The sequence below is a fragment of the Cellulophaga sp. Hel_I_12 genome (assembly GCF_000799565.1).
In the GTDB taxonomy this organism is placed as follows: Bacteria; Bacteroidota; Bacteroidia; order Flavobacteriales; family Flavobacteriaceae; genus Cellulophaga.
Map to the genome: position 1 here is coordinate 1822040 of NZ_JUHB01000001.1, position 12234 is coordinate 1834273.

Below are 12234 nucleotides of genomic sequence, written 5' to 3' on the forward strand. Positions count from 1 at the left end.
CAATGCTGTTTACTGCTCTACATCTAGGGCATCAAAACCAATAAGTTCTTGGTCTTGGAACTCGGGCGTAATTTCTATGGGATTACAACACACTTCACAGTCCTCAATGTAGGTTTGTTTTCGGATGGAGGTATCTAACAACATTGAAATTTCTTCCCAACAATAAGGACATTGAAAAAAGTGTTCGTACATGCCTATTTGCTATTTTTTGAACTAGAACTCAACATTTAATAACTGCCCCGTTAATTGCAATAATTGTAATTCTGCCAACTTAGCATCATACTTTGCTAAATTTTTATTGGTGCTAGCATTTAATAAATTTATTTGGGCCTGGCGAAATTCAATAGAGCTAATTCTTCCTAATTGAAATTGCTCTTTAGAACGCTCAAAATTATTTTGATTGGTAATGACATTTTGCTCCTGAATCTGAAATATCGTTAGTCTATTTTCGTAAATAGCCTTCGCATTTTGGATATCCCTATCGACCTCTAGCTCAATTTGTTGTTTCACTAATTCTTGATTTTCGTAGGCTATTTTTGAATTTTTAACGCGGACTGTAGTGCTGCCCCCGTCGAATAAATTCCATGTTAAATTGGCACTTAATCCTATATTATTTGTTGTGTTATTCGTGCCAGGAAAGAAGGCCGAAGCAGGACTTTGATTTAAATTCCACCCATACGAGCCATTTAAAGCCAGCCTTGGTAGGTAACCAGATTTGTTCACCTTTATATCATATTCATTGATTTTTAAGGTTTTTTCGGTTTGCAATACAGCAACGTTATTTTGTTTTGCCTCAGACATATATTCGCTTAATTGCAAATCAGGAATAAAAGCAATTAAAGTATCTACCTCGAAGTTGTTATTCAAATTTTCATTTAAGACAACATTTAAATCTCTTTTAGCATTGGCTAACTGTTGTTTCACATTTAATAAGGCAATGCTATCATTGGTAATATCTACCTGTGCATTTAGAATGTCTAATTTTGTACTTTGCCCGTATTCGAAAGCATATTCTGACCTTAGAAACCTATCTTTTGAGATGGTTAATACATTTTGAAGCACTTTCGAATTTTCGGTTAATCGTGCCACTTGAAAATAAACACTAAACAACTGTAATAAAGTGTTCTCTATGGTTTCTCTAGCTTGCAATTCACTAAGCTCATAGGTTTCTTTTAATCGTTTGTAGTTGTACATACGACCCATGCCATCGAATAAGACATAGTTTAAGTTCACACTTGAGTTATAGCGTTGTGCTTCGGCCTTATTAAGGTTGATGTCTGGTCTTGGAGCGCCATTGTCAAGTAGCTGTCCAGGGAATTCCACAGTAGTATCGTCACGATTATATGAGGCATTGGCCGAACCTGTTAAGGTTGGCAAGTACCCAGAGTTTAAAATTCCCTGATTATTATCTGAAATTTCCACTTGGTTTTTTGCCACCTTAATACCAAAATTATTCTCTAATGCCAGTGTTATCGCATCGTCTTTAGTCAACAGCTTATCTTGAGCAAAAACTACGGAGCTACAGCTAAAAAATAGCCCTATTAAATAAATTATTTTCATTCCTCTTTGTGCTTCAGTTCTCCTTGTAAATGTAATTCTTCGTCTTTTTCTTTGATGGCGCGCTCTACCTCTTCTTTGCTAATGGTATTTCCTGTGGCCAACCATTTTGTAGTTACTTTAAACCTATTGCTAAAAGCTATAAATAAAGGGAGCATCAATAGGGTTAAAATGGTCGCAAAACCAATTCCGTAGGCAATAGAAATAGCCATTGGTTTTAAAAATTGCGCCTGTCTACTTTTTTCTAATAATAAAGGTGCTAAACCTGCTATTGTAGTGATTGAAGTTAAAAAGATAGCCCTAAACCGAGATTTTCCCGCATCGAACATAGCTTCATCAAATTGCATTCCTGCTCGTAAATTGCCATTAAATTTACCGATAAGTACCAATCCGTCGTTTACCATAATACCTATTAAGGCAATGATTCCTAACATCGACAAAATATTTACAGGAAAATTGTGAATCCAATGCCCCCAAGCCACAGCGGTTAAACTAAAAGGAATCAATAATAACAACATCAAAGGTTGACTAAAACTGCGAAATGTAAAGGCTATAGTCAAGTAAATTAAGCCTAAAACCGATAGGCCTACATAGGTTAAAGAATCAAATAATTTATTTCGTTCTCTATTTTGACCCTCGTAAGATGCCGTAACTGTTGGGTATTGCGACTGTATTTCGGGCATGATGTTATTTTCAATATCGAACATGATATCAATGGGGCTCGTTTCTTTACTGTCCTTTAAATCGGCCGTAATTTGAATTTCTCTTAAACCCTCTAAATGGTTTATCGCTACATCGCCTCTTTCAATGGTATAGGTTGCAATTTCTTTTAAGGGCACTTTAGCTCCAGAAGGAGTGGTGATGCGCATTTCATCTAAATCTTGAATAGATGATCTATTTTCTCTATCGTATCGCACCCAAACCCTAATTTCATCTTGTCCACGCTGAAAACGCTGTGCCTGAGCTCCAAAAAATCCTGCGCGCACTTGGTTCATAATGGTTCGTAAATCAAGCCCTAACAGGTACGCATTTTCTTTTAACTGCAGTCGTATTTCTTTAATCCCCGCTGGATCATTATCAGCCACATCTTTTAACAAGGCATTATTTTCTAAAGCGCTTTTTAATTCTTTTTTAGCAGCTTTCAGCTCTTCAATGTTGTTGCCTAATAAAGATACCGCAACAGGGCTGCCTCCAAAATTGCCTCCAGATCCAAAGATTAAACTTTCTACACCTAATACTGGACCCACCAATTCTCGTAATCTATTCGTTACTAACTCAGACGAGATTTCGTCTGGGCGCTCTTCACCGGGTAAAAGATTAATGGTTAATGAGGCCGAGGAAGATCCGGGGCCTAAGTTTCTAATCATGTTATCAAAAAGCACCTGATCTGTACCTTTCAAATATTTTTCGGTGAGCTCTTTATTGACAATGGCTGCCTTTTCTTCAATAAAACTAATAATCGAATCTGTTACCTTTTCATTGGTGCCGTTAGGCATTTCTAAGGATATAGAAACACGATCACTCGCAATGTTTGGAAAAAAAGCAGTTTTAATGATACCTCCACCCACCGAACCATAGGTGAGTATTAAGGCCAAAGCAAAAAATGAAAAAGTTAGCATTTTGTACTTTAAGGTAAATTTAAGTAAAGGGGCGTATAGCGTATCACGCATATAATTCATAAAGCGATCTCCTGCTTGATTTATGACTCTTAACTTAGCAAATGCCTGAGCCATTTTCGACTTTGGCTTATCGCTTATTGGCTGCAAGGCTTTGGAGTGTGCCAAGTGTGCTGGAAGAATAATTAAAGCCTCAACCAGCGAAACTGCCAATGTTAAAATTACTATGACCGATACTTCCCCAAAAATTTCTCCAATACGGCCATCTAAAAATAGAAAAATAGAAAAGGCTAAAATCGTCGTAATAATGGCAGACACAATAGGTGGAATTACCTCCATGGTGCCATCTATTGCTGCTTGAATGGGTGACTTTCCCTTCTCGTAATGTTGGTAAATATTTTCTGCGATAACAATACCGTCATCCACTAAAATACCAATTACGATAATCATTCCGAAAAGCGATAATACATTGATAGTCACATCAAAAAAGCCTGCAAAAACAAACATTCCAAGAAACGAAATGGGCAAACCAAAGGCCACCCAAAATGCTAATCGTGTATTTAAAAAAAGCGATAAAAAGATGAGTACTAAAATCATCCCCATGATGGCGTTTTCCGTTAACAGTTCGGTCCGCTGTACTAGGGTTGTGGATTGGTCGTTGACAACGTTTATTTCAACATTATTGTACTTTTGGTTAAAGTCTTCAATATACTCTTTTATATTCTCCGCGGAGGTAATTAAATCTTCCGTGTTGGTACTTGTAATCGTAATATTGATTGATAAATTTCCATTGAAATAAGAGGCATTAGGACTTTCCGCGAAGCGATCACGAATACTAGCCACATCTTTAAGGCGAACGGTTTGTCCAGAGGGCGTTGCTCTTACGATTAAATTAGATATCTCATCTCCGTAGTACGCTCTGTTGTTAGCCCGAATAAGGTACTCTTCAGTGCTTGTTTTAATATTTCCACCTGTCACTAAAATATTAGCATTCGCAACGGCTGCAGCTACTTCTTCAAAGGATATATTATAGGCTAATAGATTATTTTCGTTAACAGCAATTTCAATTTCTTCTTGTGGGTATCCTGAAATTTGTATTTGTGAAATTCCCTTAATGGCTCTAACATCATTCTCTACCTGCCTACCGATCTGCTTTAAGGTGGCTAAGGGAATATCTTGACCGCTAATGGCAAAACTTATGGTCTGCCTTACAGCTTCTTGCTTGGCCACAATTAAAGGTTCCATGCCTGTTGGAAAAGAAGGCACTCTATCTACCGCATTTTTTACTTCTAGCAGCATAAAGTCAATGTCTTGACCTTTTTCTATCTCCACGTTTATAGATCCACTGTTTTCTCTTGAAGTAGAGGTTACGCGATCAACACCTTGTAAGCCCTTTAAGTTGTCTTCAATTTTAAGCACTACCCCTTCTTCAATCTCTTGAGGGGAAGCACCTGGATATGTTACCGCAATACTAATGTTTTTTGAATCCGTTAAGGGAAAGAAAGACGACTTAAGGGATAATGCTCCGGCAATACCAAATACCGTGATGGCTAGTATAAAAACACTGACTGCAACGTGGTATTTTATAAAATACGTTATGATACTGCGCATTAGTTTGTTGTGTTTTCTTTGGTTTCTTCTAATACTTTAACTAACATACCTGCATAGGCACCTACTACAGGTCTAGAGATCATTACAGTACCTTCTGGAATGTTTTTTAAAACTACTTTCTTATCTGAAAAATATACAGGAGTTACCTCTAAAAGATCTAAAATGCTGTCTCGAACTATGAATATTTGATTGTTTTCTAATAACAAGCCCCTATTAATTTCAATGGCATTCGTTTCCTGTTTTGCATTTAGTTTTGCTTCTAAATACATCCCTTCCTTTAAACGTTTATCTTTTACTTCAATAAAAGCCCTTATTGTTTGAGAAGCTTGGTCAACACTACCGTTTATTCTACTGACGGTACCTTCAAATTCTTGATTTTGTTCTAAATTAGTCAAGCTAACGCTTTCTCCAATTTTGAGTAAATCACTGTATGCTTTACTAACGGATACTTCTAATTCATAAACGTCGGTATTTATAAACTCCCCTAATTTTTGACCTGATCTAATTAAGGTACCTTCTGTGACCAAAGCTTCTGTCACTATACCATCAAAAGGAGCGCTAATTCGGAACTTCCCTAAGCGTTGCTCTAAGTTTTTAACCGTGTAGTAACTGGTTAAAATTCCTCTTCCTGATATAAAATATTTTTCTTTTTCTGAGGTCATTTCAGGCAGCGAAGGCGTGGCATTATTCATATCAAAATTAGTTAGATATTTTTGCCATTTTTCAAAAATAGTAGGATAATCTAAACGTAAATCTGGCATGATAGAGGTAAGTAAATTGTATAAATTACTTTTTGCTGATTGCACGCTTGCTGCGTATTCAGTAGCATCTATGCGAATAATTGTTTCTCCTTGCTTGTAGGTTTCACCTGGCTTAAATAATTTACTTCCTTTATTGAAAACTCCCTGAACCTCAGCATAGAGTTCCACTCTTCTTTTAGCCACGACAGTTCCATTGGCCGGAACAATAATAGCAATAGTCCCATTTTTTACTTTTTCTGTGATAACCGTTTTTACAACTTTATCTAGTTTGGGTTTTAGAGCAGTTTTACTTTCTATCAATGCATTTGCACCAAAAATAGAGAGTATAATTAGGGCGATACCCAAAATAGTTAATATTATTTTTCTCATAATAGCTTACTGGTAGTTACTTTACTAAAGTCAACAAAAATATTATTAGTTTACAGGGGTTTAGTTAAACATATCTTAAAAATTGAAATATGTTTTGATTTAATAGTTCAAGAACAAATTTTAAAACAAAAGAAAGATGAAAAACCTTCCGATTTATGTACTAATTTTTGAAGGAAAATGTTCTTCATATGCCATGCGTATGAGCCTATTAATTTTTTACATCAAGATTCCAATAGGTATCATTGGTACTAAAAAAGAAATATACCTGTTCAAAAGTTATCCATAAAATAAATTCAGAACTGTTTAGTAACCAAAGTTTTTTTGGAGCGCTGTTCACCGAACCCTACTTCTTTATAAGGGTAGTGTGCCGAACAAACCTAAGGGATATTAGGACAAATGGCCTCAGGTAGGTGTAAAAAAATCTTAACGGATCATAACAATAACGACTTATACTTAAAGGCTTAAGATGCCCTACGAAGTAAAAATTTTAAGCTCAGCTATTCCCTAAAAAAGGCATAAAAAAAAGGGTGTTATTCACACCCTTTTTAATTCAACACTTCAACCTAATTAACTAATTTTCGTTTTCGTCCTCAAATTTAGTATCTGCCATTCTGGTATTGATGGTATTAATATCTTTAAATTTGGGTAGGGTACTTATTTTATGTTTGTCAAAATCGAACACCAAAATATTATTTGATTTTAGACTATTGATATCTTCGAAAGAATCGAAACCATTATTTTGAATTTGAAATATTTCTAAACTTGCTAATTGCCCCACCTCTTTAGGTATTGAACCCTTAAGTTGGTTATTCGCCAATACCAATTCTTTTAATTTAATTAGCCTACCTAATTGCGATGGCATGCTACCTTCTAAGCTATTTTCAAATAAGCCTAAAGACTCTAAGTTGCTTAATTCTCCGATAGAACTGGGAATCTGCCCTTTAAAATTGTTACTGGATAAGTTCAGTATTTTTAGGTTTTTTAAATTACCAATGCTTAGAGGAATAGCTCCAGACATAAAATTATTAAAAATGCTTAATTCTTGTAATTGAATCATGCGGCCTAAATCTTCCGGTAGGCTTCCTTTAAGCCTATTCATTTCTAACTTAAGAATGGTTAATTTTTCTAAGTTGCTAATTTGTTGAGGCAATTCGCCGGTTAACTGATTAAAAGCTAAATTTAATTCTGTTAAATTTTTTAAACTTCCAATACTATTGGGTAAAACCCCTGATAAATTATTATGAAACAAATTTATCTTTATAACGCTATTATTCGCTATCGTTACTCCATACCAATTAGCCACTGGTTCTTCTAAATTCCATTTATTTTCCCAATGCAAACCATCAGTGTTTTCATAAATTTCAATTAGTATTTGTTTTTCCTCTTCAGAAATATCTGCAAAGGTTTTTATACTCGACATCAAAATCAACAACGTCAATGTTATTTTCATGTGCGAAAACCATTGTACTGAAACTATATTCTTTAATTTATTCATAATCTTCAAATTTAGTTTTTGCGGTTCTTGTTTCTTTATTTGGAAAAATGGACTTAAAATCTCTTTCAAGCAAAAGTGTATTACTACGGTCAAAATCAAACACGAATACCTTCGATTCCGTTCGTGCAATAGTTTCTAAATTAGCAATATCAAAGTTATTCCTTTGAATTTGCAGAAGTTCTAGATTTGGCATGGCAAGGATGCTTTTAGGAAACTTATGCGAGAAGCTATTTTCTGCAATAACCAAAGACTTGAGTGTTGAAATAGTAGCGATGGTATTCGGAAATTCACCTTTTAAATTATTATTCGCAAGTTCTAAGCGCTCTAACTTTTTAAGATTACTTAAGCTTGCTGGAAGCTCACCTTCAAATTTATTATCAGAGAATGATAGTACTCTCAGCTCCTTTAAACTGCCTATACTGGCGGGTATTTCACCTGAAAATTTATTGTCAAAAAGATCTAAAAATGAAAGATGTAGTAATCCTTCTATAGTACTAGGGATAGCACCACTCAAATTATTTTTTCCTAGTCTTAGGATAGTTAAATTTTCGAGGGTATAAAGGTCCTCCGGAATTTGTCCGTTTAAAGAATTAAAAGCCAAATTCAATACTTTTAATTTTTTAAATGTCCCTATAGACGCTGGAATAGTACCTCTCAAATTATTATTAAAAAGAGAAATACCAACTACGTGATTATTTTCAATTAGAACACCTTCCCAAGTACTAATAGGAGCTGTTAATTGCCAGCTTGTAATCCATTTGGAGCCGTTTGTGCTATGATATAAATCTAGCAATGCATTCTTTTCTTCCTTTGGAATCGCGAATACGGCACTATTGGCCAAAAAAGCTAGGATTAAAAAATATTTACATTTTAGCATAACGCGCTAGGTATAAGACGATCCATACTTAGAAGTTTTAAATTATTTAAAACAGAATATAAGAATTGTCCTACAAATGTAATCGATTATTCAGATTTAGTTTTAGATATTCGATGAAATACCTTACAAGCGTGTATTTTTGTTGTGAAAGTGCTTTAAATTGATGTTTAGCGTGAAAAAAACAGCTGGCTATTTTAATACCTCAGCTAGGGCTTCTAGCTTCAGGGTCAATTCTTCCCACTCTTCCATGTGGTTCTTAAGTGTTTTTTTCTTTTTTTCATAGCTCTCAAAAAAGTGAGGTCTTGCTATGGTTTGATCGTAATTCGCTAATAAATCTTTATCGATTTCCGCTATTTGTTTTTCTAATTGTGCAATATTACTTTCTACGTTGCTCAATTTGTTATTTAAGGACTTTAACTTTTTTTGATCTTCATAAGAAACTTCAGAAACAACTTTTTTGGTTTTTGGATTTGCCTCTGGCTGTTTTTTTTCAATCTCTCTAAAATCATCGACTTTACGTTGGTCTAAATAAAAATTTATATCGCCTAAATACTCTTTAATATCACCATCCTTAAAGTCATATACTTTATCGGTAAGTCCTTGTAAAAAGTCACGATCATGCGACACTAAAATAAGGGTACCTTCGAAACTTTGTAGTGCTTGCTTTAAAACATTTTTAGACTTTATATCTAAGTGGTTGGTAGGCTCATCCATGACCAAAACGTTAAATGGTTGTAATAACATTTTGGCTAATGCTAAGCGGTTTCTTTCCCCACCAGACAAAACCTTTACATATTTGTCTACCTCATCGCCTCTGAATAAAAAAGAACCTAAAATATCCCGAACTTTACTTCTGTTCTTTTCATTGGCAGCATCAATCATCGTATTTAGAATAGTTTTATTACCATCTAAATACTCGGCTTGGTTTTGTGCAAAATATCCTATTTGAACATTATGCCCAAGCTTTAATTTTCCTTGATGCTCTAACTCTCCCACGATTATTTTAGCAAGAGTAGATTTTCCTTGGCCGTTTTGCCCAACAAATGCTGTTTTACTATCGCGCTCTATCAATAGATTAATATAATTGAGTACTTCTTTTTTTCCATAATGCTTCGAAAGATCTTCAATCTCAACGACCACTTTCCCTGGTGTAATCGAAACAGGAAAACGCAAATTCATGACACTCGTATCATCTTCATCCACTTCGATCCGATCTAACTTATCTAATTTTTTAATTAAAGATTGCGCCATAGATGCCTTACTCGCTTTGGCTCTGAACTTTTCGATTAACTTTTCGGTTTGTTGTATTTGCTTTTCTTGATTTTTTTGAGCGCTTAATTGTTGCTCCTGAATCTCTTTTCGAAGTACTAAAAATTCTGTATAAGGTTTGGCATAGTCATAAATGCGACCTAAAGAAATTTCTATGGTTCTGTTGGTCACATTGTCTAAAAACATTCTATCATGCGATACAATAGCGACTGCACTATTGCTAGTTCTTAAAAACTGTTCTAACCAAATGATCGATTCAATATCTAAGTGGTTGGTAGGTTCATCTAAGAGCAACACATCGTTATTTTGAAGTAACAATTTGGCTAATTCAATTCGCATACGCCAACCTCCTGAAAAGGTATCTGTATATTTATTAAAATCTTCACGCTTAAACCCTAAGCCTTGTAATATCTTTTCCGTTTCACCTTGGTAATTGTAACCCCCGAGAATTTCATAGCGGTGCGATACATCACTTAAATCATCAATAAGCTTACTATACGACTCACTTTCATAATCGGTACGTTCAGCGAGTTGCTTGTTGATACTGTCTAATTGCAACTCTAAGGATTTAATTTCTTCAAATGCTTGATAGGCTTCTTCTAAAACCGTTCGGCCTTGTTCAAAGTCTAAATCTTGCTTTAAAAAACCAATCTGTACTTCTTTATCCGAAGCAATAACACCACTATCCGCTTGCATTTCTTTGGAAAGCAATTTTAGCAAGGTAGATTTTCCTGCCCCGTTTTTACCAATTAGGCCTACTCTGTCGCCAGCATTTAAACGGAATGATATTTCTTCAAATAAATACTCTCCATTAAAAGAAACAGAAAGGTTATGGATGTTTAGCATATGAATTGTACGTTGATATTTTTATGGTCAAAAAGTCGAAGGCGAATGTCAAATGTTTATTTTCATGTATGGGCTTGGCTATACCCTCAACTTAATGTTATTTTTTTTGACTTTTCACTTTCGACCTTAGACTTTTAGACTTATTTATTGAAAAAGATTTGTGACTTAGGTTACACTTTAAATCTTGCTAAAAACTTACTTTTGTCAAAACTTTTGCAAATGTTAAAAAAAGGAAACAAACTATACAGCATTTTAACAGGAACTTGTCCTAAATGTCAAGAAGAAAGTATGTATTTGAATAAAAACCCTTATTATTTAGGGCAAATTTACAAAATGCATGAGCGTTGTTCGCATTGTAATGTGAAATATAAAATAGAACCTTCCTTTTTTTATGGTGCCATGTATGTAAGTTATGGTCTAGGTGTTGGTATTGCCGTTGCTGCCTTTATTATTTCATTTGTTTTTATAGGCTTAAGTTTAGTGGTTAGCTTTGCAGCTATCATTGGAACTTTAATTCTTTTAATGCCCATGATCATGCGCTTATCCAGAAATATTTGGATTAATTTTTTTATCAGTTACGATTCCCATGCGGTTTCAAATAAATGAGTTAGTGGGTAGTGGGTAGTGGGTAGTGGGTAGTGGGTAGTGGAAAATAAAAAATAGACTACCAGAACTTATTTTCAAATCAACAAACCCTCAAATTAACATCACCATTTCATTGTGGCATTGGTACATACCTCAAATCATTCTCCTTTAAAATACTTCTTTGTAAACCGAGCAATATCCATTTCTGGGTGTAGCGGCTTTTGATGTTCAATGGCCCCAAATAATTGTTGGGCAGCCATGGGTGCGATCATCACACCACGAGAACCAAATCCGTTTAAAGCATACAAATTAGCATGCTTTGGGTGTCTCCCCACCAATGGGCGACGATCTGCGACTGTTGGGCGTATTCCCGCCACATGATCTACCACGGTATAATCACATTTTAAAAAACTATCTAATTTTTCTAAAAGTTCATCCTTCGATTCTTGGGTTGGGAGGTTTGTTTTATCTTTCCATTTATAGGTAGCACCAATACGGTACAAATCAGCTCCTAAAGGAATGATAAATACAGATGATTTAATCACATTAGGCTCCTTTAATTCAGGGGCTTTTATCGTTAAAAGTTCTCCTTTTGTACCGTTTAAAGGCAAATAAGAAAAATACGGATTTTGATGTAGCCCAAAACCTGTCGCAAAGACAATTTGTTTTGCTTTTATACCTTCGTATTCCACAAAATCATCGGCCATCTTTAGCTTTTCAAAATTGAAGCTAGCATTTGTGTATTGGGCTTTTTTCAACAGATGTTCCTTATAGCACTTTAATAACAACTTAGTATCTAACCAGCCTGTGTATAAAACTTCACCATAACCAAAATCTGCATGAAGATGTTGATTTTTGTTTTTGAGTATTTTAGGGGATAAAAAATAATTTAATTGTGGTTTATCTGCAGCTTCAAACCACATGTTCTGTTCCTCGATAGATGCAAAACGTCTTAAAACAGGAATTTTAAAATCGATTTTAATATTGAGTCTTTCTTCGATTTTTTGATAAAAAGGCATGGCTAATTCCAGTTGTTCTTTGGCATTCCATGCAAGGGTAAATCGCTTTAAAATCACAGGGTTATAGAGCCCTCCTGCTACTACGGAAGAGGTTTGTGAAGCATCAGAAAAAACTTGGAACGATTTCCTATTTGCCTCTAATTGCTCACAAAAAGCGATCCCCGCTAATCCTAAACCTACTACAATATAATCTACCATCGTGCAAAGGTAAATGATTCGCATAAAAAAA

At 34.9% G+C, this 12234-nt stretch carries 9 protein-coding genes; 1 reads left to right on the forward strand and 8 read right to left on the reverse strand.

The genetic code is table 11. The features are described 5' to 3' along the window. Positions 1 to 9: 9 nt before the first annotated feature. The 7 genes from GQ45_RS08130 to GQ45_RS08160 all read right to left on the reverse strand — a co-directional run bounded on the left by GQ45_RS08130 (position 10) and on the right by GQ45_RS08160 (position 10401). Positions 10 to 192 carry a CPXCG motif-containing cysteine-rich protein gene (locus GQ45_RS08130; protein WP_047416595.1) on the reverse strand — a complete coding sequence of 61 codons (183 nt, stop codon included), beginning with the start codon at positions 190 to 192 and terminating at the stop codon, positions 10 to 12. A 21-nt stretch (positions 193 to 213) separates the two neighbouring features. After that, positions 214 to 1560 (reverse strand): TolC family protein, encoded by a 1347-nt coding sequence (locus GQ45_RS08135; protein WP_047416597.1) that lies wholly within the window; start codon positions 1558 to 1560, stop codon positions 214 to 216. After that, on the reverse strand, positions 1557 to 4784 hold the full coding sequence (locus GQ45_RS08140; protein ID WP_047416599.1) for an efflux RND transporter permease subunit: 3228 nt from the start codon (positions 4782 to 4784) through the stop codon (positions 1557 to 1559). Before GQ45_RS08140 ends, GQ45_RS08135 begins: the two co-directional genes overlap by 4 nt. Beyond that, positions 4784 to 5914: an efflux RND transporter periplasmic adaptor subunit gene (locus tag GQ45_RS08145; protein WP_047416601.1), complete on the reverse strand. Its 1131-nt coding sequence runs from the start codon at positions 5912 to 5914 to the stop codon at positions 4784 to 4786. Before GQ45_RS08145 ends, GQ45_RS08140 begins: the two co-directional genes overlap by 1 nt. A gap of 571 nt (positions 5915 to 6485) precedes the next feature. Further along, positions 6486 to 7409, reverse strand: a complete 924-nt coding sequence (locus tag GQ45_RS08150; RefSeq protein WP_231555171.1) for a leucine-rich repeat domain-containing protein — start codon at positions 7407 to 7409, stop codon at positions 6486 to 6488. Then, a complete protein-coding gene (locus GQ45_RS08155) occupies positions 7402 to 8286 on the reverse strand; it encodes a hypothetical protein (protein WP_047416603.1) in 885 nt (294 codons plus the stop codon). The genes GQ45_RS08150 and GQ45_RS08155 overlap by 8 nt, the downstream gene beginning before the upstream one ends. Before the next feature lie 189 nt (positions 8287 to 8475). Beyond that, a complete protein-coding gene (locus tag GQ45_RS08160; protein ID WP_047416604.1) occupies positions 8476 to 10401 on the reverse strand; it encodes an ABC-F family ATP-binding cassette domain-containing protein in 1926 nt (641 codons plus the stop codon). Positions 10402 to 10620: 219 nt separating this feature from the next. Here GQ45_RS08160 and GQ45_RS08165 point away from each other — a divergent pair, with 219 nt between their 5' ends. Further along, entirely contained in the window at positions 10621 to 11007 is a 387-nt protein-coding gene (locus GQ45_RS08165) for a DUF983 domain-containing protein (protein WP_047420205.1), read from the forward strand. 137 nt (positions 11008 to 11144) lie between these two features. Here GQ45_RS08165 and GQ45_RS08170 read toward each other — a convergent pair whose 3' ends face one another. Then, complete coding sequence (locus GQ45_RS08170; protein WP_231555172.1) at positions 11145 to 12227, reverse strand: FAD-binding oxidoreductase; 1083 nt, start codon at positions 12225 to 12227, stop codon at positions 11145 to 11147. Positions 12228 to 12234: the final 7 nt, after the last annotated feature.

Excerpts from the sequence above, each read along its gene's own strand:
- GQ45_RS08130 (WP_047416595.1), bottom strand. The coding sequence starts at position 192 with ATGTACGAACACTTTTTTCAATGTCCTTATTGTTGGGAAGAAATTTCA.
- GQ45_RS08135 (WP_047416597.1), bottom strand. The coding sequence starts at position 1,560 with ATGAAAATAATTTATTTAATAGGGCTATTTTTTAGCTGTAGCTCCGTA.
- GQ45_RS08140 (WP_047416599.1), bottom strand. The coding sequence starts at position 4,784 with ATGCGCAGTATCATAACGTATTTTATAAAATACCACGTTGCAGTCAGT.
- GQ45_RS08145 (WP_047416601.1), bottom strand. The coding sequence starts at position 5,914 with ATGAGAAAAATAATATTAACTATTTTGGGTATCGCCCTAATTATACTC.
- GQ45_RS08150 (WP_231555171.1), bottom strand. The coding sequence starts at position 7,409 with ATGAATAAATTAAAGAATATAGTTTCAGTACAATGGTTTTCGCACATG.
- GQ45_RS08155 (WP_047416603.1), bottom strand. The coding sequence starts at position 8,286 with ATGCTAAAATGTAAATATTTTTTAATCCTAGCTTTTTTGGCCAATAGT.
- GQ45_RS08160 (WP_047416604.1), bottom strand. The coding sequence starts at position 10,401 with ATGCTAAACATCCATAACCTTTCTGTTTCTTTTAATGGAGAGTATTTA.
- GQ45_RS08165 (WP_047420205.1), top strand. The coding sequence starts at position 10,621 with ATGTTAAAAAAAGGAAACAAACTATACAGCATTTTAACAGGAACTTGT.
- GQ45_RS08170 (WP_231555172.1), bottom strand. The coding sequence starts at position 12,227 with ATGCGAATCATTTACCTTTGCACGATGGTAGATTATATTGTAGTAGGT.